Annotated in this window: 23 protein-coding genes and 3 tRNA genes; 10 read left to right on the top strand and 16 right to left on the bottom strand. The window is 56.3% G+C overall.

Annotated features, from left to right (window positions below; genetic code table 11):
• Positions 1 to 3 precede the first annotated feature (3 nt).
• On the top strand, positions 4 to 1,017 hold the full coding sequence (locus CPY64_RS03700) for a glutathione S-transferase family protein (protein WP_042484056.1): 1,014 nt from the start codon (positions 4 to 6) through the stop codon (positions 1,015 to 1,017).
• Here CPY64_RS03700 and CPY64_RS03695 read toward each other — a convergent pair.
• Positions 1,011 to 2,180 (bottom strand): alpha-hydroxy acid oxidase, encoded by a 1,170-nt coding sequence (locus tag CPY64_RS03695; RefSeq protein WP_009457768.1) that lies wholly within the window; start codon positions 2,178 to 2,180, stop codon positions 1,011 to 1,013. The two genes, CPY64_RS03700 and CPY64_RS03695, sit on opposite strands and share 7 nt — an antisense overlap.
• Before the next feature lie 292 nt (positions 2,181 to 2,472).
• Between CPY64_RS03695 and CPY64_RS03690 the strand changes: the two genes are divergently transcribed.
• Positions 2,473 to 2,549 (top strand) — tRNA-Arg (locus tag CPY64_RS03690).
• A gap of 186 nt (positions 2,550 to 2,735) precedes the next feature.
• Here CPY64_RS03690 and CPY64_RS03685 read toward each other — a convergent pair.
• Positions 2,736 to 3,209 (bottom strand): hypothetical protein, encoded by a 474-nt coding sequence (locus tag CPY64_RS03685; RefSeq protein ID WP_042484052.1) that lies wholly within the window; start codon positions 3,207 to 3,209, stop codon positions 2,736 to 2,738.
• A 321-nt stretch (positions 3,210 to 3,530) separates the two neighbouring features.
• Between CPY64_RS03685 and CPY64_RS03680 the strand changes: the two genes are divergently transcribed.
• A tRNA-Arg gene (locus CPY64_RS03680) sits at positions 3,531 to 3,607 on the top strand.
• Positions 3,608 to 3,948: 341 nt separating this feature from the next.
• Positions 3,949 to 4,284 (top strand): hypothetical protein, encoded by a 336-nt coding sequence (locus CPY64_RS03675; protein WP_052362925.1) that lies wholly within the window; start codon positions 3,949 to 3,951, stop codon positions 4,282 to 4,284.
• 82 nt (positions 4,285 to 4,366) lie between these two features.
• On the opposite strand, the gene CPY64_RS03670 is transcribed toward CPY64_RS03675, so the two are convergent.
• The 3 genes from CPY64_RS03670 to CPY64_RS03660 are packed head-to-tail and all read right to left on the bottom strand — an operon-like array spanning position 4,367 to position 7,243.
• Complete coding sequence (locus CPY64_RS03670) at positions 4,367 to 5,803, bottom strand: NAD(P)(+) transhydrogenase (Re/Si-specific) subunit beta (RefSeq protein ID WP_096917373.1); 1,437 nt, start codon at positions 5,801 to 5,803, stop codon at positions 4,367 to 4,369.
• Complete coding sequence (locus tag CPY64_RS03665; RefSeq protein WP_009457776.1) at positions 5,800 to 6,120, bottom strand: NAD(P) transhydrogenase subunit alpha part 2; 321 nt, start codon at positions 6,118 to 6,120, stop codon at positions 5,800 to 5,802. The genes CPY64_RS03670 and CPY64_RS03665 overlap by 4 nt, the downstream gene beginning before the upstream one ends.
• A 4-nt stretch (positions 6,121 to 6,124) precedes the next feature.
• Positions 6,125 to 7,243 carry an NAD(P) transhydrogenase subunit alpha gene (locus tag CPY64_RS03660; RefSeq protein WP_042484046.1) on the bottom strand — a complete coding sequence of 373 codons (1,119 nt, stop codon included), beginning with the start codon at positions 7,241 to 7,243 and terminating at the stop codon, positions 6,125 to 6,127.
• A gap of 656 nt (positions 7,244 to 7,899) precedes the next feature.
• On the opposite strand from CPY64_RS03660, the gene CPY64_RS03655 reads away from it, so the two are divergent.
• From CPY64_RS03655 to CPY64_RS03645, 3 genes are read left to right on the top strand one after another with little or no spacing between them, the layout of a single operon-like run.
• Positions 7,900 to 8,949 carry an ABC transporter ATP-binding protein gene (locus tag CPY64_RS03655; protein WP_042484043.1) on the top strand — a complete coding sequence of 350 codons (1,050 nt, stop codon included), beginning with the start codon at positions 7,900 to 7,902 and terminating at the stop codon, positions 8,947 to 8,949.
• A 5-nt stretch (positions 8,950 to 8,954) separates the two neighbouring features.
• The gene (locus CPY64_RS03650; protein ID WP_080723738.1) at positions 8,955 to 10,622 is read left to right on the top strand and encodes an ABC transporter permease; all 1,668 of its coding nucleotides are present in this window, start codon (positions 8,955 to 8,957) and stop codon (positions 10,620 to 10,622) included.
• Between the two features lie 16 nt (positions 10,623 to 10,638).
• Complete coding sequence (locus CPY64_RS03645) at positions 10,639 to 11,643, top strand: extracellular solute-binding protein (protein ID WP_042484039.1); 1,005 nt, start codon at positions 10,639 to 10,641, stop codon at positions 11,641 to 11,643.
• A 242-nt stretch (positions 11,644 to 11,885) separates the two neighbouring features.
• Here the strand turns inward: CPY64_RS03645 and CPY64_RS03640 are convergent, their stop codons facing one another.
• Complete coding sequence (locus tag CPY64_RS03640) at positions 11,886 to 12,479, bottom strand: phenylacetic acid degradation protein PaaY (RefSeq protein ID WP_035271432.1); 594 nt, start codon at positions 12,477 to 12,479, stop codon at positions 11,886 to 11,888.
• Between the two features lie 113 nt (positions 12,480 to 12,592).
• Here CPY64_RS03640 and CPY64_RS03635 point away from each other — a divergent pair, with 113 nt between their 5' ends.
• The 3 genes from CPY64_RS03635 (at position 12,593) to CPY64_RS03625 (ending at position 15,337) form a co-directional block, all read left to right on the top strand.
• Entirely contained in the window at positions 12,593 to 12,850 is a 258-nt protein-coding gene (locus tag CPY64_RS03635; RefSeq protein WP_042484033.1) for a hypothetical protein, read from the top strand.
• A gap of 220 nt (positions 12,851 to 13,070) precedes the next feature.
• Positions 13,071 to 14,141 (top strand): nitrilase, encoded by a 1,071-nt coding sequence (locus CPY64_RS03630; RefSeq protein WP_042484030.1) that lies wholly within the window; start codon positions 13,071 to 13,073, stop codon positions 14,139 to 14,141.
• 212 nt (positions 14,142 to 14,353) lie between these two features.
• On the top strand, positions 14,354 to 15,337 hold the full coding sequence (locus CPY64_RS03625) for an AraC-like ligand-binding domain-containing protein (RefSeq protein ID WP_042483984.1): 984 nt from the start codon (positions 14,354 to 14,356) through the stop codon (positions 15,335 to 15,337).
• Here CPY64_RS03625 and CPY64_RS03620 read toward each other — a convergent pair whose 3' ends face one another.
• From CPY64_RS03620 to cysS, 10 genes are all read right to left on the bottom strand, one after another.
• Positions 15,338 to 15,697, bottom strand: a complete 360-nt coding sequence (locus CPY64_RS03620) for a DUF4870 family protein (RefSeq protein ID WP_042483981.1) — start codon at positions 15,695 to 15,697, stop codon at positions 15,338 to 15,340.
• Positions 15,698 to 15,786: 89 nt separating this feature from the next.
• Complete coding sequence (locus CPY64_RS03615) at positions 15,787 to 16,710, bottom strand: prohibitin family protein (RefSeq protein WP_080723737.1); 924 nt, start codon at positions 16,708 to 16,710, stop codon at positions 15,787 to 15,789.
• Entirely contained in the window at positions 16,700 to 16,840 is a 141-nt protein-coding gene (locus tag CPY64_RS19090) for a hypothetical protein (protein WP_022983530.1), read from the bottom strand. Before CPY64_RS19090 ends, CPY64_RS03615 begins: the two co-directional genes overlap by 11 nt.
• Positions 16,841 to 17,011: 171 nt before the next feature.
• Complete coding sequence (locus tag CPY64_RS03610) at positions 17,012 to 17,572, bottom strand: hypothetical protein (RefSeq protein WP_226791327.1); 561 nt, start codon at positions 17,570 to 17,572, stop codon at positions 17,012 to 17,014.
• Between the two features lie 418 nt (positions 17,573 to 17,990).
• Positions 17,991 to 18,083, bottom strand: a tRNA-Ser gene (locus CPY64_RS03605).
• Positions 18,084 to 18,143: 60 nt separating this feature from the next.
• Positions 18,144 to 19,397 (bottom strand): aspartate kinase, encoded by a 1,254-nt coding sequence (locus CPY64_RS03600; RefSeq protein WP_042483973.1) that lies wholly within the window; start codon positions 19,395 to 19,397, stop codon positions 18,144 to 18,146.
• Positions 19,398 to 19,568: 171 nt separating this feature from the next.
• Positions 19,569 to 20,516, bottom strand: coding sequence for a tRNA lysidine(34) synthetase TilS (tilS, locus tag CPY64_RS03595; RefSeq protein WP_042484443.1), 948 nt, complete (start codon positions 20,514 to 20,516; stop codon positions 19,569 to 19,571).
• A gap of 130 nt (positions 20,517 to 20,646) precedes the next feature.
• Positions 20,647 to 21,612 (bottom strand): acetyl-CoA carboxylase carboxyltransferase subunit alpha, encoded by a 966-nt coding sequence (locus tag CPY64_RS03590; protein ID WP_042483971.1) that lies wholly within the window; start codon positions 21,610 to 21,612, stop codon positions 20,647 to 20,649.
• 26 nt (positions 21,613 to 21,638) lie between these two features.
• Positions 21,639 to 22,310: a DNA-3-methyladenine glycosylase family protein gene (locus CPY64_RS03585; protein ID WP_042483969.1), complete on the bottom strand. Its 672-nt coding sequence runs from the start codon at positions 22,308 to 22,310 to the stop codon at positions 21,639 to 21,641.
• Positions 22,295 to 23,746 carry a cysteine--tRNA ligase gene (gene cysS, locus CPY64_RS03580; protein ID WP_042483967.1) on the bottom strand — a complete coding sequence of 484 codons (1,452 nt, stop codon included), beginning with the start codon at positions 23,744 to 23,746 and terminating at the stop codon, positions 22,295 to 22,297. Before cysS ends, CPY64_RS03585 begins: the two co-directional genes overlap by 16 nt.
• Positions 23,747 to 23,900: the final 154 nt, after the last annotated feature.

Here is a 23,900-nt window from a genome sequence, read left to right as displayed (position 1 = left end):
CAGATGGGCATGATGATAGATGGACAATGGCATAGCAAAGAGCCTGTCAGCAGCACTCAGTCCGATACATTTCAACGTGCCCAGTCTGCCTTCCGGGACTGGATTACCGCCGACGGCGGCCCCGGCCCGGACGGACAGGCGGCGCAGCCTGCCCAGGCCAATCGCTATCACCTATATGTCTCGCTGGCCTGCCCCTGGGCGCACCGCACCCTGATCATGCGCGAATTAAAGGGGCTGCAAAAGCTGATTTCAGTGTCGGTGGTGAACCCCATCATGGGCGATCAGGGCTGGACCTTTGAACCGGCGGAGGGCGTGGTGCCAGACCCGGTCATGGATGCTCAATTCCTGCATCAGCTCTATGCCAAGGCAGACCCGCAATTCACAGGGCGCATTACCGTGCCCGTACTATGGGACAAGCAGCGCGGCACGATCATCAATAACGAGTCGGCCGAGATCATGCGCATTTTCAATAGCGCCTTTGATACTTTGGGCGCGCGCAGCCTGGATATGGCACCTGCCGAGCTGCTGGGCGAAATCGACAAGATCAATGCCCATGTGTATGACACCGTCAATAACGGGGTCTACAAAGCAGGTTTTGCCCGCTCACAAGCCGCCTACGACACGGCAGTTCATGCGCTGTTCGACAGTCTGGACGGGCTGGAAGCTCGCCTGAGCCAGCAGCGCTACCTGACTGGCACGCAACTGACCGAGGCCGACTGGCGCTTGTTCACTACCCTGATTCGCTTTGATCCGGTCTATGTCGGCCATTTCAAATGCAATCTGCGCCGTCTGATTGATTATCCGAATCTGTGGAACTACATGCTGGAGCTGTACCAAATGCCTGGCGTGGCCAGCACGGTCAGCCTGGATCACATCAAGACCCATTACTACAGCAGTCACCGCCATCTGAACCCGACGGGTATTGTGCCGGCTGGCCCGGTGCTGGATCTGAACGGGCCCCACGGACGAGGTCATTTACCCGTCCAGCCAGGGCCCTTGCATATCGGTCTTCAGTAACCGGGGCGATCAAAAATATCGGGATTGAGCAAGATGGAGCGGTCTACCTGATTGATATCGGTACGACCGCAAAAGGCCATGGACACGTCCAGTTCATTCGCCATCAGTTTCAGCAAACGGGCCACACCGGCCTGACCTGCTGCACCCAAGGCATACAGGAAAGCACGGCCTATCATGGCCCCCTGGGCTCCCAGGGCTCGGGCACGCAGTACATCCTGACCGCTGCGAATACCACCGTCGACCAGTACTTCAATCTTGTCACCCACCGCCTTGCTGATCGCAGGCAGGCAGGAAATTGAGGATGGTGCGCCATCCAGCTGACGGCCACCGTGATTGGACACGATCAAGGCATCAGCCCCGCTATCCACGGCATAACGCGCATCGTCCGCATCCATAATGCCTTTAACAATCAGCTTCCCGCCCCAGGCATTCTTGATCCACTCGATGTCTTTCCAGTTCAGGCTCGGGTCGAACTGTTCGGCAGTCCAGGTCGACAAGGAGCGCAGATCCGACACTCCCTTGGCGTGGCCGACGATATTGCCAAAGCTGCGACGATGCGTGCGCAGCATATTGCGGCACCAGTACGGCTTGGTCGCCAGATTCAGCAAATTAGGAATCGTCAGGCGTGGAGGCGTGGTCAGGCCATTCTTGATGTCCTTGTGACGCTGGCCCAAGACCTGCAAGTCCAAGGTCAACACCAGGGCCGAGCAATTAGCCGCTTTGGCACGCGCAATCAGGTTTTCAATAAAGCTGCGATCACGCATCACATAAAGCTGAAACCAGAACGGGGCACGGGTAGCCTGGGCCACGTCCTCCAGCGAGCACACACTCATGGTGGACAGGGTGAAAGGAATACCAAAGTCCCGTGCGGCCAAAGCCGCCAGCATTTCACCATCGGCGTGCTGCATGCCGGTCAGACCGGTAGGGGCAATAGCCACGGGCATGGCAACATCCTGGCCCAGAAGCTTGGTCTTCAGACTGCGATGGTCAATGTCCACAGCCACGCGCTGTTTGAATTTCAGTTTGTGAAAATCCTGCTCGTTCGCATGATACGTGCCCTGCGTCCAGGAGCCGGAGTCGGCGTAGTCATAAAACATCTTGGGCACGCGGCGTTTGGCCGCCAGGCGGAAATCTTCAGTGCAGGTAATTTTCGACAGATCCATTACATTGGGCTCCAAAACAATGGCGTAATAATGCGACTTTGTGCCCTGTGGGGCAAGTCATCCGGGGCAGACTGTTCGAAGTTTCTGTCTGGCGCGCCCAAAAGACCACCAAGATGCCCCCCCAAAGACCAAAAATAAAGAGATTCACTGTTTTCCCGCTGCACGCCTTGCCGTCTCTGGCTTTACAGCCTGCCCGCCGCCCCCGAAAACCATAAAAAAAGGCGATTTCAGTAAAATTTGTTGATATTTTGGTGACAAGTAAAAATAGCCGTGCTATATTTCTACTTCTTTAGCGGCTGTAGCTCAGTTGGATAGAGTACTTGGCTACGAACCAAGGGGTCGTGGGTTCGAATCCTGCCAGCCGCGCCATATTCAGCAAAAAAGCCATTTCTTCGGAAATGGCTTTTTTGCTTTCTGCTCTCGGACAACAGGCAGGAAAAAGACCCACTACCCTGCCGGGCACCACCCACAACAGCAATACGAGCAGGCTGGAACGCAGAAATAGAACGAGCAATAGTGGCTCTTTATGTAGACAGGAACTGCTCCTGCACAGCCTTATCGCCTTTCTGACAACTCAATACCCTCACCGTCCCCAAAACCATCGTGTACCCATACCGTCACGGGAACGGCATAGCTCCATCCACCCGCTTTCCACCAGCATTCTGCAAACCAGGCTTTTGTGGCGTTAGCCGCGATGCTCAGCCCATCAAAGTCTTCGTCCAGGAAATAGTCTTCGTGGAAGGCATCCATCTTGTCCAAACCCAGAGACAGTTCCAGGGCTCTACCGGGAAAAATGGAAGGGTCGCTGCTATCTACTTTATTATTCTCGCCGCGGTAGTAAATCCATGCCGACGGGGTTTCCAGGCCATCCTCACCAAAGAAGATTTGCACCTCGGCATCCACCACGCTGTCCGGCACAGGCAAAGTAAACAAGTTGCGTAGCTCGGTGATGAAGTGCTTGGAAGCACGTTCCAGACAACGCTTATAACGTAGCTGAAACTGTGCTGGACTTAAACCGAATGGAACCATGCCTGTCACTCCCAGTGCTATTAAATTCTGACTAATTGATGAGCAGCGGCATCAGCACGTTTGAGTTTGGCGCAGCCGCCACGAAGATTAATGCTTCTATGCCCGAACCGGCAAGTCATCACTCTTGCTTCAATGCGATCGTAAACACCGTGGCTTAAAGACACTACAAAATGTCGGGTTAAATATGCCTCACGCTGCTTCACAAGCCCCTTCAAAGCCTCGTTTTCCGGGTTTTTCAGAAAAATTTCACATTAATTTCAAGAAAAATGCTTTTTAGGCTTGTCATGCGTATAAATAGTCTGCTATAGTTTCACTTCTTTAGCGGCTGTAGCTCAGTTGGATAGAGTACTTGGCTACGAACCAAGGGGTCGTGAGTTCGAATCTTGCCAGCCGCGCCATATTCAAGTTGCTTTCTTTATTGAAATCAACAACCAGAGTTAGAACTCGTGGGGTCAAACCCAATGGATGAGACTCTGAAAAGATCAGCCCTGATGACATCGTCATCAGGGCTTTTTCTTTCCCTGCTGCTTTTGTCTCGCCTACCGCGGCTTGCCCACAAGCAGATCAAACCTCCATCACCCAGAACCGGGCACAATCTCTGTTGCACTTTCCTGCCCCTGCGGCCTCAACCGCAAGGAGACAAGCAGTGTAAAGTAGCGACTTCCGCCAGACAGGCCCTGCCTGCTCCGAATAGCCCGCAAGGTCTGCGCGGACCTCTTCTTAATCGACAGGATTGACCATGTTTGAGCGCACAAAACTTCTTTTGCCTTTAGCGGCCCTCCTTCTGGCCAGTGCCAATAGCTACGCCCAGGATAGCGGCCCTGCCATTCAGCTGGCACAAATGGGCGGAGCCATGCACGCTGCCGCCGAAGTTTGCGGTGACTACAGCCAAGATCAACTGCAAGAGATGAAAAAACAGCAGAAGTCTTCCATTCAAAGCATGGGCCTGAATGACGAGGACTTTGACAAGGCCTTTGAACAAGGTCTGGACCGTGGCCGTCAGGATCTGCAAAAAGCCACTGCCGAGCAGCGCCTGCAGATGTGCGAGCAATTGCGTTCCGGCCCCAAGTTCTAAATTCGCTTTGCCCAACAAGAAAGCGCTCTGGCCCGCAAGGAACCAGAGCGCTTTTTACTGCCGGCGCAAAAACCCGAAGGTCTTACAGCGCCTTGACCATATCTTCAATGGTCTTTTTGGCATCACCAAACACCATCATGGTCTTGTCCATATAGAACAGTTCGTTATCCAGACCAGCATAACCGGCAGCCATGGAACGCTTGTTCACGATCACGGTTCTGGCTTTGTAGGCTTCCAAAATCGGCATGCCTGCAATCGGCGAAGCCGGATCATTTTTAGCGGCCGGGTTGACCACGTCGTTAGCGCCTAGAACCAGCACCACATCGGTCTGCGCAAACTCGCTATTGATGTCGTCCATTTCAAAGACTTGCTCATAAGGCATTTCTGCCTCGGCCAGCAAGACGTTCATATGGCCGGGCATACGGCCAGCGACCGGGTGAATGGCGTAGCGCACATTCACACCCTGGCTGGTCAGCTTGTCCGACAGCTCTTTCAAGGCGTGTTGAGCACGGGCCACGGCCAGACCATAACCGGGCACAATCACCACGGACTCGGCATTGCTCATCATGAAAGCGGCATCTTCTGCACTGCCGGATTTCACCGAACGACTGCCCTGGTCCGCGCCACCGGAAGCGGCTTCCGGATTGGCGCCAAAACCGCCCAGAATCACGTTGAAGAAGGCACGGTTCATGGCCTTGCACATGATGTAGGACAGAATCGCACCGGAGGAGCCCACCAGCGAACCGGCAATGATCAGCATGGAGTTGTTCAGGGAGAAACCAATCCCTGCTGCCGCCCAGCCCGAATAGCTGTTCAGCATGGACACCACCACGGGCATGTCTGCCCCGCCAATCGGGATGATCAGCATCACGCCCAGCAGGAAGGACAAGGCCAGCAGCACACCAAAGGCCCACCATGCCTGAGTCATCACAAAGATCACGCCGCAAGCCAGGGCCAGCAGACCCAGCAGCAGGTTCAGTATGTGCTGACCTTTGAAGGTGACAGGTGCGCCCTGGAACAGTCGGAACTTGTACTTGCCCGACAGCTTGCCAAACGCGATCACCGAACCAGAGAAAGTAATGGCACCGACCAGCGCGCCCAAAGCCAGCTCCACACGGTTACCCATGGGCAGCGCCACCTCGGCCGAACCAATCCCGAAGGCCACCGGCTCCAGCACCACGGCAATCGCAATGGCTACCGCAGCCAGACCAATCATGCTGTGCATGAAGGCCACCAGTTCCGGCATCTTGGTCATCTCGACACGGCGTGCCATGACGGTGCCCAGCACGCCACCAATCACCAGACCGATCAAAACCCGCAGCAGGCCAGAGAGCTCTTTGCCTTCAGGGGCCAGGCTATAGATCAGCACGGCCGTGGTGGCAATGGCCAGGGCCATCCCCACCATGCCGAACAGATTGCCACGACGCGAACTGGCCGGATGCGACAAGCCTTTCAGGGCCTGAATGAAACACACCGAGGCCAGCAAATAGCACAAGGTAACGGTATTCATGGAAATCATGACTGCCCTTCCTTGGGCGTATTTTTAGCGCCCTTCTTTTTAAACATTTCCAACATGCGGCGGGTTACCAGGAAACCACCAAACACGTTTACCGAGGCCAGCGCGGTGGCAATAATGCCCATCGCCTGGGCCCAAGGGCTTTCGGTCAGCGCCGCGGCCAGCATCCCGCCCACAATAATGATGGCCGAGATCGCATTGGTCACCGCCATCAAGGGCGTGTGCAAAGCGGGGGTTACTGTCCAGACCACGTGATAACCCACGTAAATGGCCAGCACAAAGATGATCAGGTTAATGACCAGGGGAGAAATAATATCCATGGCGTCAGGCTCCCTGCTGTGGAAAGAGTCGTTTGCCACCCTGTACAACACGGCTGGCATTCACAATGTCGTCGTCCGCAGGGATATGCAGCTCGTCAGACTGGTCCTTGAGCATCAAGCCCAGGAACTGTTGAATATTGCGTGCATACAAGGCAGACGCATCCGCCGCCACACGGGCCGGGAAGTTGGTCTCGCCCACCAGGGTCACGCCATGTTTCTCCACAATCTGGTCGGCTTCGGTCAGGGCGCAGTTACCGCCACGTGCCGCAGCCAAGTCAACAATGACCGAACCTGCCCGCATGGACTGCACCACTTCTTCGGCAATCAGACGCGGGGCGGGGCGCCCCGGAATCAAGGCCGTGGTAATGATGACGTCGGCCTGGGCGCAACGTGCCGCCACCACCGCCGCCTGCCGTTGCAACCAGGAAGCGGGCATGGGACGGGCATAGCCGCCTACCCCTTGCGCCGCTTCGCGCTCTTCGTCGGTCTCGTAGGGCACATCAATAAACTTGCCGCCCAGGGACTCGATCTGCTCACGCGCGGCAGGACGCACGTCGGAGGCTTCTACCACGGCCCCTAGACGACGTGCCGTCGCAATCGCCTGCAAACCGGCCACCCCCGCGCCCAGCACCACAACACGAGCCGCTTTGACGGTACCCGCCGCGGTCATCATCATGGGAAAGAATCGGGGATATAAGGTGGCTGCTTTCAGCACTGCGGCATAACCCGCGATATTGGCCTGCGAGGACAGAACGTCCATACTTTGCGCCCGCGTGGTACGCGGGATCAGCTCCAGGGCGAATGCCTGGCAGCCCGAAGAAGCCAGCCTGTCCAGACCCTCACTCTCGTAAGGGTCCAACATACCGACGACCACATGCTCGGCACGTAAACGCGCCGAATCCACATCAGCCGGGCCCACTACCAGCAGCACGGTGGCTTGATAGGGATCCCCTATCGTTGCCCCTGCTGCCTCGTAATCAGCATCCGAGCTGGCAATACCCTGTCCGGCACCCGCCTCGATAATCACATCATGGCCCGCCTTGCGGTAAGCCTTGATGGTATCGGGCGTGGCCGCTACCCTCTTTTCCCCGGTCCCCCGGGGGCTTAGTACACCCAGTCGCATCTTCAATCTCCAGTTAATTAACTAACTTCTACGATCTCTGACGACGTGCAGTACCCGGACGGGTGAGTCTGCCCCCAGCGGGAAACGACCCAACAACCTTTCCGGCCCGGTATGTGTTTTCCCACAACACCGGAACACCATCTATAAATTCGGATGTGCATGAACAGGCCCGTGGCAGGCCTGCCTAAACAGGATAGAAATCCGCCCTGTTGTTTCCCTCTCCCACTCCTGCCCCTCGCAGGAACCGGTCATTCTTTTTTGAACTCACTATAAGGGCCTTTATTTGACACAAGAAACCCCAAGCCGCACTAGACCGCTTTAGACGAAAAAGCAAGACACATTACTACCACCTGATTATCGCAATATGATGCTTGTTCTATGGAATTTTTTTTGCTTGCCTGTCGGGTAACACTGAGCAGATCAGCCTTGGCCAGGGACTTAGACGCCTGATAATTAAAACTACAAGCATTGGCCTGCTGCTAAGATAGCAACTTCTTATAAAACTTGTCATTAACTTGTAATTAATGTTCGTGTTCACGCCAGGGTGATGTTTGCGTCGCCAATGGCCGCTGAGCCACCTCTTTTAAAAGCCTAGGCAACCGCCCCCTTGATACGCGGTTTACCTGCACTATTCAGTCCCAGGCTGATCTATCCCCATGGCAGAAATCCACATCGATCACGTAGTGAAACGCTACGGCAGCAATACCATCATCAATGAACTGAGCCTGCAAATCCGGCATGGCGAGTTCTTCACTTTATTAGGGCCCAGTGGCTGCGGAAAAACCACGCTGCTGCGCATGATTGCCGGTTTCATCATTCCCGATGAAGGCCGCCTGTTTCTGGACAAGGAAGACATTACCTACCTGCCCGCGCACAAGCGCGAAACCGGCATGGTGTTCCAGGACTACGCCCTGTTCCCCGATAAAACCGTGTTTGACAATGTGGCTTACGGCTTGCGGGTACGCAAGGTCAGCAGTAGCGAAATCAAGAAAAAAGTCGCCTATATTCTGGACCGCGTGGAACTCGGTGGCATGGCCCAACGCTACCCGGCCGAGCTGTCCGGCGGCCAGCGCCAGCGCGTAGCCCTGGCCCGCGCCCTGGTGATCGAGCCCCGTGTCCTGCTGATGGACGAGCCCCTGTCCAACCTGGATGCCAAGCTGCGTATTCAAATGCGTCAGGTCATCCGCGAATTGCAGCAGGAGTCCAACATTACGGCTATTTTCGTGACGCATGACCAGGAAGAAGCCCTGTCCATGTCGGATCGCATTGCCTTGTTGCGCCAGGGCCGTATCGACCAGCTCGATACCCCCGAAGCCATGTATTCCGCACCACGCACGGCCTATGCCGCCGACTTTATTGGCGCAGCCAATCTGATCGACACCCTGGGCGTGCATGTAGAGGACGGTCACACCACCGTCAGCATTGCGGGTGGACACATTCTGGTGAACAATCCGCCCCCCGTCGGCCAAGTGCTGCTGGCAGTGCGCCCCGAAAACATCACCCTGCATACTGAAGCCCAGGCCGGCAGCATTCCTGCCCAGGTTGTGGCGCGCCAGTATCTGGGAACCAAAACGGCCTACAGCCTGAAGCTAAGCGACGGCAAACAAATTATTGCTGACGTTGCCGCTGCCCAGGACCCGCATCTGTCGGCAGGCGGCTCGGTAAACCTGAGCTTCAGCCCTGAATGTCGTTTGGTCGAGGCGTAAGACCCATGGCTATTGCTGCAAGACCCCTGGCCCTTCGTTCTCCCTGGTTCCTGCCCGCCTTGGTCTGTCTGGTGGTGCTGGTGTTCTGGGTTGTCTGGCCTCTCGCCTCTCTGTTCTATCAAAGCATTATCGACCCGGCAACGGGCATGCCCAGCCTGCATGGCTTTGAAACTTTCTTTAGCGAACCGCGCTATGTTGAAGCCTTTTTCAACACCATCAAGCTGGGCCTGATCTCCACTATCGGCACCTTGCTGCTGGGCGCCCCGCTGGCCTATGTGGTGGCCCGCTACGACTTTCCCGGCAAGGCCATTGTGGCGATCCTGCCTTTGACCACCATCGTGCTACCGGACATCATCGTCTCGCAGGCCTGGCTGATGCTACTGGGCAATAACGGCGTAGTGCGTCTGGCGCTGGAAAGCATCGGTATTGATCTGCCTAGTTTCTATGGCTGGTTCGGCATGTCCTACGTGCTGATCCTGAACGATTACACCTATGTGTATATCGGCATGCTGGCTGCCCTCAAGGCCATTGATGGCACGCTGGAAGAAGCGGCCGTGAACCTGGGTGCCAGCAACTTCAAGCGTGCGCTTAGTGTGACCTTCCCGGTGCTGATGCCTGCCCTGCTGGTCAATGCCATGATTGTGTTCACGCTGGCCGTGGACAACTTCTCCATCCCCATGATTCTGGGTGGTCAGGTGGATGTGCTGTCCTCCCTGACCTACACCACCTTCCTGTCCGAGATGAGCGGCAACCCCACCATGCAAGGTGTGCTGGCCGTGGTGTCCGTGATTCTGGTCGGCGCGGTGCTGTTCATTCAAAAACGGGTACTGGAGCGCAAGACCTTCCAGATGCAGCAAGGCCGCGCCCCGCGCCCGGTTCGTGCCCAAGGCTTGGCCGGTATCCTGCTGACCGTGGGTGCGGTGCTGTTTGTGACCTTCTCACTGATCCCCGCCTTTATCGTGCTGATTGGCGCCTTCACCAAAGCCAGCGGCCCGGTCATGCAATACGGCACCTTCACCCTGGACAATATGGAGCGTGCCCTGCGCTACGCCCCCGAGCCCATCTTGAACTCGCTGATGCTGGCCAGTGTGGCGACCATCGCAGGCACCTGCTTTGCGACTGTGTGCAGTTACCTGATCGTGAAAAAGCGCCTGTTCGTGGTGACAGCCCTGGACTATATGGTGATGCTGCCTTTGGCCATTTCCGGCACCGTGCTGGGTATTGCCCTGATCCAGACCTACAACAGCGGCATGCTGGTGCTGACCGGCACCTGGGTCATCATGGCCGGTGCGTACTTTGTACGTAAAGTGCCCTTCTCCATTCGCTCGGCCTCGGCCTCGCTCTACAACATTCCCGACTCTATCGAAGAGGCCTCCATCAACCTGGGTGTCAGCCCCTTCCAGAGTTTCTTCAAAGTGGTTCTGCCCTTGATGAAACCCGCCATTCTGGGCGCGGCCATCCTGATGTGGGTCACTTCGCTGGCTGAAATTTCCGCCACTATCGTGCTGTATTACGGTGGTATGGAGACCATGCCCATCCAGATGTTCCGTCAGATCGACGCCGGCTTTCTGGCCCGCGCTTCGGCTTACGGGGTGATCCTGATGGTCGTGATTCTGGTGCCGATTTATCTGGCTATCCGTTTTCTCAAGCTGGATCTGTTTTCCAGCCGCTAATCTAAAAAGGCTCACTATGCTGACTACACGTTTTCTGAAAACTGGTCTGGCACTCTCCCTCAGTGTCGGCGCCCTGTCCCTGTCCGGTGCCGCCATGGCCGCCAATGCCGTGATGTACACGCCCAACAATGTGCAAACCATTGACACGGCGCTGGAAATCGCTCGCAAGACCGCTTCTGACCTGTCCATTCAACAAGTGACCTCGGGCGCTGGTGCCTTGATGAAGCGTATCGAAGCCGAAGCACAAAACCCGCTGGGCGATGTGGTATGGGGCACTGGCTACGGCACCATGGCCGCTTTCCAGCAAAACTTCGAAGCCTACGAATCGCCCGAGAACAAGGCCATTCCTGAAGCCTTCCACGGCAAGGACAGCCTGTGGACCAGCTCCAACGCCCACGTCATGGTCATCATGGCCAATGAGCGCCAACTGAAAGGCCAGGCCGCCCCCAAGACCTGGGCTGACCTGTTCGATCCTCAGTGGAAAGGCAAGGTCATCATTGGTGATCCGGCATCCTCGGGCAGTGCGTACGACCAGGTTTACGGCATCTACCAACTGTACGGTGCTGAAGGCCTGCAAAAGCTGGCAGCCAACGTCATCGTGTCCAAGAGCTCGGGCCAGGTCTACAAGAGCGTGGCCAACGGCGAGTACCCCTTGGGCGTGACCATGGAATACGCAGCTTACGCCTACGTGGCCGGTGGTCAGAAAGGCATTGAGCTGATCTACCCTGAAGACGGTACCTTCATCGCCCCTGAGGGCGTGGCCGTGATCAAGAACCCCAAGAACGGCCAGGAAGCGGCTCGCAAACTGGTCGACGTTCTGCTGTCCAAAGAAGTCCAGGAAGCCGAACTGGTAGAGAACTTCCGCCGTCCTACCCGCAATGACATCAATGTGGCCGAGCTGACCAAACTGCCTAACCTGGATCAAATCAAGATTGCCAACATCGATCCTTTGAAGGCGGCTGCCGAGTACGAAACAGTGATCGACGCCTGGAAACAGGCTTTGGCTGCGGCTGGCAAATAAGCTGAAGTAATTCAGAGCTAAATAGCGATGCGTGGTGAGCCTGCCCCACCCGCCCGCTATTAGGCACTGAATGGAAAAACCCCTTGATGCCGGATTCTCATCCGGCCTTCAAGGGGTTTTTTATTACCTGAAATACGTGGGCAAAAACTGCTGCCTGGTGACGTATCCCAAGCACTTTCAGACCGGCTCCAAAACTGCTTTGCGCTCGGGAAGCAACAAGCCTGGAGAAAGACTGTGCTGCCTTATTTATCCACTGGATAAATCTGGTCTTCACGCAAACGCGGACGGTCTGCTTCCACTTCCGTCAACGGCTCCACGCGCTGCATCGTTGCCAGGGAACGCTGGGCCAGACGCTGGTACATGCGCGTACCGAAGAACTTGCCATCAATGGCTTTCTGATCCAGTTCCTTGACCACCGTAGCCGGGGAACCCGCCACCAGACTGCGAGGAGGCACCTGCATGCCTTTTTTCACAAAGGCCATGGCACCAATAATGCTGTCTGCACCGATGTCCGCCGCGTCCATGACGACCGCATTCATGCCCACCAGCACATTGCGGCCAATGACGCAGCCGTGCAGCACTGCGCCGTGCCCAACGTGGCCATCCTCATGCACCACCGTGTCCTGATAAGGCGTGCCGTGAATAACACAGGTGTCCTGAATATTGGAGCCGGCCTTCATGATGATGCGCCCGAAGTCCCCTCGCAAACTGGCCAGAGGGCCGATATACACGCCCTCACCAATAATGACGTCACCAATCAGTACAGCGGTAGGATGAACATAGGCCGTGGGATGAACCACGGGCACCAGCCCATCAATAGAATAAATATTTTGCATACCTGCCTCGTACAAAAAGCCTGCACCCGCAGCCGGCCCCAGGTCCGGCCAAAAATACGATCATAGCTGCTACAGACCGATATAATGCGCCGTACTCTTTCTTTTTGCATCCTATGAGCATGTTGTATTACTGGCTGGCTTTTTCCTTGGGCATGGTGTTTTACGCCGCCTACTTGTCGCAGTCCTTTTTGCTGTCGCAAGGCATCCTCTACATGAAGGAAAAAGATCAATCGCCGCCCCTGCTCTGGCTGTTCACCCGCCTGATCGGCTTTATTCTGCGCACCATTCCCGGCTTGCTGATGCGCCCCATCCCCCTGATTCTGTGGGTCGTGGGCATGGGGCTGACGGTGCAATACAGCTTCGCGCTTTAAGCCAGGCAGCCCCCAACCCTCTTGTTCACTGCACGGACGGCCAGGCCAGGATGGGGGACTCCCGCTCCCCCTGCTTGCGACTCCCAGTCAAGCATCCTGCGCCTGTCAGTCAATTCATCGCCACCTTCCCCTCCTACACTGACGCAAACCAAGACGACCGGGCTCGGTAAGCAGCGCGGTCTGGCGATCAGGATCGCGGATACCGCGACAAGGAGGATGTATGCAGACAAGAAAAATCGTCCGGGCAGCCGCCGTACAGGCCGCCTCTCCCAACTACGATCTGGCAACGGGTGTTGATAAAACCATTGAGCTGGCTCGTCAGGCCCGCGATGAGGGCTGTGACCTGATCGTGTTTGGTGAAACCTGGCTGCCCGGCTATCCCTTCCACGTCTGGCTGGGCGCACCGGCCTGGTCGCTGAAATACAGTGCCCGCTACTATGCCAACTCGCTCTCGCTGGACAGTGCAGAGTTTCAACGCATTGCCCAGGCCGCACGGACCTTGGGTATTTTCATCGCACTGGGTTATAGCGAGCGCAGCGGCGGCAGCCTTTACCTGGGCCAATGCCTGATCGACGACAAGGGCCAGATGCTGTGGTCGCGTCGCAAACTCAAACCTACACATGTTGAGCGCACCGTGTTTGGTGAAGGTTATGCCCGAGATCTGATTGTGTCCGACACCGAGCTGGGCCGCGTCGGTGCCCTGTGCTGCTGGGAGCACCTGTCCCCCTTGAGCAAGTACGCGCTGTACTCCCAGCACGAAGCCATTCACATTGCCGCCTGGCCGTCCTTTTCGCTGTACAGCGAACAGGCCCATGCGCTCAGCGCCAAGGTGAACATGGCTGCCTCGCAAATCTATTCGGTTGAAGGCCAGTGCTTTACCATCGCCGCCAGCAGTGTCGTCACCCAGGAGACACTGGACATGCTGGAAGTAGGTGAACACAACGCCTCCCTGCTGAAAGTGGGCGGCGGCAGTTCCATGATTTTTGCGCCGGACGGACGCACATTGGCTCCCTACCTGCCACACGATGCCGAAGGCCTGATCATTGCCGATCTGAACATGGAAGAAATTGCCTTCGCCAAGGCGATCAACGACCCTGTGGGCCACTACTCCAAACCCGAGGCCACCCGTCTGGTACTGGACCTGGGGCACCGTGAGCCCATGACTCGGGTGCATTCCAAAAGCGTGATCCAGGAAGAAGCTCCCGAGCCGCACGTGCAAAGTACGGCTGCGCCCGTCGCCGTCAGCCAGACTCAGGACTCGGATACGCTACTGGTGCAAGAACCGTCCTGACCCCAAAAGATGACAAGGCCCGGGCAAACTGTCCGGGTCTTGATTCCTTCTGCGTCCCCGATCCCGCATCCGCTTCGTCCTGGTCGGAAATTATCGTCGCCTGTCACCCTTTCTGGTCTGGCTCAAACCAGAGATCTTGCCTGATACTTAGTCAGTCCAGTTGATCGCAGTCCCTGCCGTCAGCCTTTGGAACCAAGACGGAGAGGTCATCAATGGAGCAATGGTCCACCACGGCAATTCCCGCTACCCGGCGCGCACCCTATTGGATGGAGGCCGTCAACAAGGCCTATGTGCAACTGGAATGCGCCGTTCCCTCCCGCTCCAGCGCCCCTTTCTTCGGAGCCATTACGCGTCGTGAGCTGGCGGCCGTCAGCCTCTCCCATATCACCTCGACCACACAGACGGTACTGCGCACGCCTTTGCAAATTTCCAGAGCATCCGAGGATATTTTTCTGCTCAGCATTCAGGTGGCCGGAGCGGGAAAACTGGTTCAGGACGAAAAAACCGCTCACCTGAAACCTGGTGACCTGGCCCTGTACGACTCCACCCGCCCCTATCAGCTCTTGTTTGACCATGACTTCGAGCAGTATGTGCTTTCTTTGCCCGGCTCCATCTTGCGCAAGCGTTTACACAATGCCGAGGACATGACGGCCTGCAAAATCACCAGCGCCCAATCCGGCACGGCACGTTTGCTCTCCCATATGGTCAGCGAACTGATGGACTGCCCACCCTCCGGTGGCCCAATTGTAGATTTGTCGCTTGCCGACAGCCTGGTCGGTATTCTGGTCGCTGCGCTGGCAGAAAATCTGGGCAGCCTGCCTTTAAGCGACGATACGGGGTCTGTCCGACGCGACCGCATCAAAGCCTATGTGCTGGAAAATCTGCGCGACCCGGAGCTGAATATAGGCAAGATTGCCAAACGTTTGAGCCTGACGGCCAGCACCGTGCATCGCGCCTGGGAGGGCGAAGCCGATTCACTGACAAACTGGATTTGGTCCATGCGCCTGAAAGGCGCTGAACAGGATTTGCGCCGGCTGGCCCACCACAACAAGACCATCACGGAAATTGCTTACCACTGGGGGTTCAGCAGCTCTGCCCATTTCAGCCGGGCATTTCGGCAGCACTTTGGTGTGCCGCCCAAAGAGGCCCGCGAAAGTATGCGGGCCCTGGTTCAATCAGACTCGATGCCTGTCTGATCAGGCAATGGCCTTGCCGTCATTCAAGGCCAGCAGGCCTTTGATCAGGCGGTACAGAATCCATACGCCCACAATTACGATGGTCACAAAACCCACCAGAATTGCCATCAGCAAGAACGAGAGCGCCACGCCCACAAAGCCCCACCAGAAGGTACGGATTTGCCAATCAAAGTGCGACTCCAGGTAGGTGCCGCGAACCTCATCACGCTTGATGTAATTGATGATGATGGCGACCAGCGCAGTAATGCCACCAAACATGGACAGGATGTACAGGGCGTAATTGATTAGCGTCAGATTACGCAGGCTGACCAGCTGGTTTGTACCCCCACCTTGTGGGACCGGGTTCATTTCATCATTCATCCGTCACTCCTTGGAAAAACAAACGGTAGCGTTACGTATGCCGTAACGCTACCGAAGAAAACCTGTTCAGGCCAGCTACTGCTACTAAATTAACGCAGTCCAATAAATGGCATGGCGGAACCGGGAACCAGACTTTCTGGCAGTTTACCGTCCCATTTCTCCACAGCATTCAAGTTGACCAGATTGGTGTTCTGAGCCAATGCCTGAGCCTTGGCAGAAATTGCCTTGGCTTCGGCTTCACCACGCAGGCGAATACCGTCAGCTTCGGCCATGTAGCGTTCGCGCTGAGCGCGGGCTTCGGCTTCAGCCTGAACCACCTGGATTTCAGCCTGAATGGAAGCGGTTTCTTTTTGCTGGCGGGTGGTTTCAATCTGAACCTGGGCCAGCATGCGGTTTTCAATCGACTGCTCGTAGGCCTTGGAGAAAGACACTTCCTCGACCTGCACGCCCATCATCTGCAAAGGAGCCGATTCCAGAGTCACGCGCATGGCTTCATTAATGTCAGCACCCAGTTTTTCACGATTCTGGATGGACTGAGCGGCGGTGTATTTACCGAACACGTTCTTGATCACGTCCAGGGCCTTGCGCTCCAGCAAACGGGCCTCCAGCGCTTCCAGCGAACCGTATTCGGAGTACAGCTGGGCCACATCGGTTTCAGGTACGCGGTACGTTACCGAGGCCACCATGGAGGCAGACTGCTGGTCAAAACTGTACGCCTCAAGCTGCATGCGAACCGTGTGATCGCGTACCGAAATCTTTCGTACCGTATCAAAGAACGGGACCTTAAAGTCCAGACCTGGGTCAGCCACGCGGACCAGTTTACCGTTACGCAGCACCACGCCACGTTCACCCTGGTCTACCTGCAGGAACGAGCCCATGGAGGCTACGATCAGGATCAGGAAAATAACCACAGCAGCCCCAAGGAAACCCAGTCCCTTGGAGTAGCTGGTAGTGCCACCTTCTGGCTTTGTTTTAGCAGCCAGTTTCGTAAATGGATTTTTATCAGTGCTCATCACGGCTTCCTTTATGTGGCTGACGCGTCTGGTCTTTTAATTGACGACGTTCCACCATCAGTTGCCGTATGCCTTTGGCAATCAGGTAGGCCAGCACAGCGGCCCCCAACAAAATCAAGATGATACGCATGACGCTTCAATCTTCCCACTAGATTTCAATCAGAGCGCAATTATCCCCGATTCCTTCTGTCACGCTCAGAAAAGAAGCGTCAAAATATGACAAATGGACAGTATTGCTGGTAACAAAACTTAAACGGACGCCATTGTGAGGTCTTGGGAAATAAAAAAGCGGCTTGCCTGACTATTCCAAGGAAGCCAGCGCAGCGTCCAGCTCCGCCAGATGAGCCTGCACGGGGGGCACATCGTTGCGAGTCGCAATCAAGCGCAGAATATGATTTTTGCTGGTCTGAAAAGTACGCATCAACTGCTCCAGCTCGGCCGTGGAGTATTGGCGAGCGTTATCACGCAAGGCGGCTTCCAGAGCATCCAGCTGCTCGTAAACCGAGTCCAGATCTTCACGCTCCTGAATATAGAGACGGGTCAGCCAAATACGGCGCCCTACAGCGTCCCATTGCCCCAGCCCAGCAAAGCCGTGCTTTTGCGCCAGATTGTTCAAGTGACGGTAAATCTCCGAACCACGCTCGACCTGGTCCACCTCCAGCATGGGAGGAAAACCATCAGGCAGACCACCATCCCATACCGGCTCGCTACGCTCTACGGTTTGCAGCACCGGCAAGATCTCGCCCAGGCTTTGCACATAACGAGTCACGACCTGGTCATCCAATGCCAGCTCAGTTGACGATGCCAAGAAAGGCAGGCCCATCAAGGCCATGCTACAGATACAGAGGACTCGTTTAATCATCGCTCGCCCTAAAAAACAAGACTACCCGTCTTGAACGACGTAAAACACATTCGTCGATTGTAAGCATGGGAGAGACTGCTTTTCTTTGCCTGTGCCAAAAACGACACAGCCTTTTCAATCCTCAACAATCTTGTATTGAAAAGCCTTGCGCTTTGAAAATACATGCCGTTTGAAACAGGCCTGCCGACAACGGTCAGAGGTTTACTTCGTCTGAACCGGCTGAGATGAAAAAGTAACAATTATTTTTTTGTTCTTGTCACTGAAAAGGCGCAAGACCTGTCTGCTTGACGCTGGCAACGCCCAAATCAGGGGCTTGCCTGAACCAGGATGGAATTGAAAACGCACCCGATCACTGTCCACGCCAAGCGTCAGACAATAAAAAAAGCCCTTGAAAACAAGGGCTTAATTTAATTCCAGCTGGCGGAGACGGAGGGATTCGAACCCTCGATACGGGTATAAGCCGTATGCTCCCTTAGCAGGGGAGTACCTTCAACCTCTCGGCCACGTCTCCAGCTCTAGGAAAGAAGCTACTATAGCATTTATAAAAAACCAATGCAAATAGCAAAAGGGATTATTTTTCCTGATCCAGCTCGAACGTCTTGTGCAGAGCACGTACCGCCAATTCCATGTACTTGTCAGCGATGATGACCGAGGTCTTGATCTCACTGGTGCTGATCATCTGGATGTTGATGCCCTCTTCGGACAAGGCGCGGAACATGGAGCTGGCGATGCCAGCGTGGTTACGCATGCCGATACCGACGATGGACACTTTGCAAACGGCTTCGTCAAACACGATTTCGCCAGCGCCCACAGCAGGACCGACCTGGTTCATCAACAATTCCTTGGTACGCAGCGCGTCGTTGCGGCTAACGGTAAAGGAGAAGTCTGTGGTGCCCTGAACCGACAGGTTCTGCAAAATCATGTCGACTTCGATGTTGGCCGCTGCGATGGGGCCCAGAATGGAATAGGCCACGCCTGGGGTGTCAGGAACGGCACGCAGGGTGAACTTGGCTTCATCACGGCTGAAGGCGATGCCAGAGACAACGGCAGCTTCCATTTTTTGGTCTTCCTCGAAAGTAATCAGCGTGCCCGAAGACATTTCTTCTTCGAGCGGAATCATGGGGTCGGTCATGGAGGACAAGACGCGCACAGGCACCTTGTACTTGCCCGCAAATTCCACGGACCGGATTTGAAGAACCTTGGAGCCCAAAGAGGCCATTTCCAGCATTTCTTCAAAGGACAGCACTTTCATGCGACGGGCTTCTGGCACCACGCGCGGGTCAGTTGTGTAGACACCATCCACATCGGTATAAATCAGGCATTCGCTGGCCTTCATGGCAGCGGCAACAGCCACCGCAGAAGTGTCCGAACCACCACGACCCAGGGTCGTGATATTGCCTTCTTCATCCACACCTTGGAAACCAGTCACAACGACCACACGGCCTGCGTCCAGATCCTGGCGAATACGGGTGTCATCAATAGAGCTAATGCGGGCACGCGTGTAGGCATTGTCGGTCTTGACTGGAACTTGCCAACCGGCATAGCTGCGGGCGGGAACGCCCTGGGCAGCCAAAGCCATGGCCAACAAAGCGCTACTGGCTTGTTCGCCCGTGGCAGCCAGCATATCCAGCTCACGCGGATCAGGCTGAATGCTCAGTTCTTTGGCCAGGCCTAGCAAACGGTTGGTTTCACCGGACATGGCCGAAGGAACCACCACCACTTGGTGCCCGGCGGCATGCCATTTGGCAACCCGACGCGCCACATTCTGGATGCGCTCGATCGAGCCCATCGACGTGCCGCCATATTTATGTACGATCAGGGACATCTTTTACTCTGCATCAAAGGGCTAAGGTCTGGGATAGACACAAAACCCAACTATTCTAACGACTTTCTGTGCCCCAAGCGCAGGCTCTACCACATGCGCACGCAAAAAAACACATACTTTGTCGACTCAACACCATAGCCCACGCTCCTGCCACAGGCCACCCCAAACTACTTACTTACTTGCTTGATCGGCCTTCAGGCCGGCTTGCTGCTCGCCTGAACCGGCAGATTCGATCTGCACCCGACCGCGCACACAGCGGATCAGGTTTGGTCCATGCTTCCACATCAAATTTCTGTCATGGCCCTGGGCATGCACGCCACGCAGCTGGCGCAGCAGCTCTGCCAGACGGGCATGCGTGGGCAAACCGGCGCCCTGCTCCTGCAACCAATAACGGATCACCATGCTTTGCCGGGCCGGTTCCAGACCGCGCCAGGCGCTCAGACTGAAGCTGCGGCCGGTTTCATCCGGCTCCAGGCCCAGCCAGTCCTGACGGGCCACACTGTCCAGGACCTCCTGCGTTTCACGGCTCAGGTGAGCCTGTCTTTGCAAACGGCTCTGCCAACCCGGCCAGCGCGCATCCAGCACAGGCGTGAGCAAGTCACGCACCGCGCCACGGGTGTAATCAGGATTGGTATTGGTGGGGTCTTGTACTGCGTGCCAGCCTGTGGCCGCCGCAAAATGTTCACTGGCTTGAAGAATAAGTGCCCTGGGCTGCTCCAGCCAGGGTCGCCAGTAACTCAGATCATCGCGCTGCATATGGGGGGCCATCGCACCCAGGCCGGTTGTGCCCGTGCCTCGCAGCAAACGCATCAAAACGGTTTCAGCCTGATCGTCCTGATGATGGGCCAGCAGCACATGCTGCAAGCCAATAAAATGCGCCAGTTCAGCCAGACCTTGATAGCGGGCATCACGTGCGGCAGATTCCATGCCATCCGCGCTGAGACGGCGGGATTGCACCTGGACCCGCAAGCTGTGACAGGGTCGCTGCAAACGCGCAGCCAAGTCATGCACGTGCGCCTGCCACTGATCGGCAATGGCTTGCAGGCCGTGATGGATATGAAAAAAATGAAGTGTGACTTTGCGGCGGCTGGCCCAAAGATGGGCATGTACCGCCAGCATTGCCGAGTCCGCACCACCACTTAAGGCGACAGCGACGCTATCGCCGCTTTTGAAACTTAGGTGATGGTTAAGCGCCTCCAGCAGCGGGGGTGAGGGGCTAAAGCCCCCCAGCTGACTGGAAGGCAATGGATCAGGCACGAACTTCCTGATAACGACCGTAGGCCAGTAGACGTTCCATACGCTGCGCCAGCAGTTGTTCGGTGCTCAGGCCCGAGACCTGACGCAAGGCGTCGGCCAGGGCACGGCCCAATTGACGCGCCATCATGGTGGGGTCGCGATGCGCGCCACCGATAGGCTCGTTAATCACGCGATCGACCAGACCCAGTTCTTTCAAACGGGGTGCGGTAATGGCCAAGGCTTCAGCCGCCACAGGAGCCTTGTCCGCGCTGCGCCACAGAATCGAGGCACAACCTTCGGGCGAGATCACGGCGTAGGTGGAGTATTGCAGCATGGAGACCACGTCACCCACGGCAATTGCCAAAGCGCCGCCCGAACCGCCTTCACCAATAATGGTGGAGATGATAGGTACACGCAGCTTGGCCATGGCAAACAGGTTATGACCGATTGCCTCGGACTGGCCACGCTCTTCCGCACCAATACCGGGGTAGGCACCGGGGGTGTCCACAAAGGTGAAAACGGGGATACCGAATTTTTCAGCCAGATGCATCAGGCGCAGGGCCTTGCGATAGCCTTCAGGGCGCGGCATGCCGAAGTTGCGACGGGCGCGCTCTTTGGTGTCACGACCTTTCTGGTGACCAATGACCATGCAAGGCGTGCCGTTGAAACGAGCCAGACCACCCACAATTGCCAGGTCGTCCGCGTACATGCGATCGCCATGCAGCTCGTGGAAGTCCGAGAAGATCTGGTTTACATAGTCCAGCGTATATGGACGTTGTGGATGGCGAGCAACCAGGGCCGTTTGCCAAGGCGTGAGCTTGGCGTAAATGTTCTTGGCCAGCGTCTGGCTTTTTTGCTGCAGACGGCTGAGTTCCTCTGAAATATCCACAGCGGAATCAGATTGCACATAGCGGAGCTCTTCGATTTTGCCTTCGAGCTCGGCCAAAGGCTGCTCAAATTCCAGGAATGTATTTCGCATGTCGGTTCTTAAGGTTTAGGCCTAATTTAATATCGTACCGCAACTGTGTTCAGACTGCGCCACAGATGCCAGGTAGCCACCGTGCACCACGGCGCCCACGCTTGGGCAACTTCACGCGCCTCGAACCGAGATACCGGCTCGCCGCTGAAATAGTGCTGAGAGATTGCCTTGAGCAGGCCCGCATCATCCAAGGGGAGAACATCGGGTCTGTGCAAGTTGAAAATCAGAAACATATCTGCCGTCCAGCGACCTACGCCACGAATGGCGCACAGGTCCGCAATAACGGCTTCGTCAGACAGGGACTGCCATGCCTGGGGGTCGATTTTACGAGCATCAAAGTGAGTCGCCAAATCAACAATGTATTCGGCCTTGCGTTTGGGCAAGCCCAAACCATGCAAGGCCTCGTAACCCAGTTCCAGAATCAGTTCAGGCGAGAGAGCCTGACCGCAACCGTCCAGCAGCTTGCGCCACAGCTGGTCCGCCGTACGCGAGGCCAGTTGCTGGCCCACGATGGAACGCACCAGAGTGGTGAAAGCCGGAGCCTGATGTTGCAGCCAGTAGTCGCCATGCTGGGGGATGAGTTTGCGCAGGATACGATCGCGCTTCATCAGCTGGGCGCACGCGTCGTCCCAGTAATCAGGTTTGCCCACCAAACGAACTTGCGGGCCGGATTGAACGCCGCTTAGGCCCTGCGCCATTGTGTTGCTCCACCTGGCCGATCTTCCAGCTCAACGCCCTGCTCTTTAAGCTGCTCACGAATGGCGTCGGCGCGCGCAAAGTCACGGTTCTGTTTGGCCTGGCTGCGCTCAGCCAGCAGCTCATCAATCTGGGTATCGCTCAAGGAGTCGGCGCCGGCCACGCTGGCCGCCTGACCAAAACGTGTGCTGGCGCGCCAGTAGACGGCCGGGTCCACTTGCAACAGACCAATCACGCCACCCAGAGCGCGCATCAAACCGGCGGCCTGCGCATCCTTGTCGCGGTTGGCCTGGCCAGCCAGTTCAAACAGAACGGCAATAGCGCCAGCCGTATTGAAATCGTCATTCATGGCTTCGGCAAAAGCCAAGGCCGGGCCTTGCGTCCAGTCGATCTGAACGTCGGCGGCAGGAACGTGTTGCAGGGTCTGGTACAGACGGTCCAGAGCCTGCTGGGCATCGCGCAGATTGTCCGGCGCGTAGTTTTGCAGGCTGCGGTAATGATTGCGCACAATAAAGAAGCGCAGCATTTCAGCTTCACGCGGGTTGGCGATGTAGCTGCTTTCCTCGTCGGCCAGACCTTCGGGCGCCACGGTATCGCGGATGCGACGGAAGTTGCCCAGGGACTTGGACATTTTCTCCGAGTCCACCATCAGGGGACCGCAGTGCATCCAGACATTGGCCAGCTGGCCGCCAAAGGCACCTTCTGTTTGGGCAATTTCGTTTTCGTGGTGAGGGAACTTCAAGTCCGGGCCACCGCCGTGAATATCCAGGGGCAGACCCAGCAGTGCCTTGCTCATGGCCGAGCACTCGATGTGCCAGCCTGGACGACCCAGGCCGTACGAGGATTCCCACTTGGATTCAGCGGGCTCGTCTTCTTTAGCCGACTTCCACAGCACAAAATCCAGAGGGTCACGCTTGGCCGAGTTCAGGGCAACACGCTCACCGGCACGCAGATCATCCAGAGAGCGACCCGACAGCTTGCCGTAGCCGGGGAACTGACGCACCGCGTAGTTCACATCACCGTCTTCGGACTGATAAGCCAGGCCGTTTTCTTCCAGCTTGGCAATAATGCCCAGCATATCGGGCACGTGCTGCGTGGCGCGCGGCTCCGAATCGGGGCTTTGCACACCCAACGCCTTTTCGTCGGCATGCATGGCTGCAATATAGAAGTCCGTCACCTGAGACATCAACTGCTTGCGCTCGACGGCACGGCGAATGATCTTGTCATCAATATCGGTAATGTTGCGCACATAGGAGACGCGGTAGCCGCTTGCTCGCAACCAGCGCTGCACGATGTCAAAGCTGACCAGCATACGAGCGTGTCCCAGGTGACAGAAGTCGTACACCGTCATGCCACAGACGTACATACGTACGTGGCCCGGTTCAACCGGAGAAAACACCTCTTTAGAGCGTGACAACGAGTTATAAATGCGCAACATGGCCTGTAATCGTCATAAAATCGGAACCTTGTGCCAGAACAATTGCCCTTGGATCAGGTTCCGTATTTCCCGCCCGGCAAGAGGCAAGGTTAGAATGATGGTCAATAAGTATAGCAAGCAGACCTCGTTAAAGGCAGCAATCTACCAACCTTCC

Origin of the sequence: Alcaligenes faecalis (genome assembly GCF_002443155.1) — a bacterium.
Taxonomy (GTDB): domain Bacteria; phylum Pseudomonadota; class Gammaproteobacteria; order Burkholderiales; family Burkholderiaceae_B; genus Alcaligenes; species Alcaligenes faecalis.
This window is presented reverse-complemented; position numbering and strand designations above follow the sequence as displayed.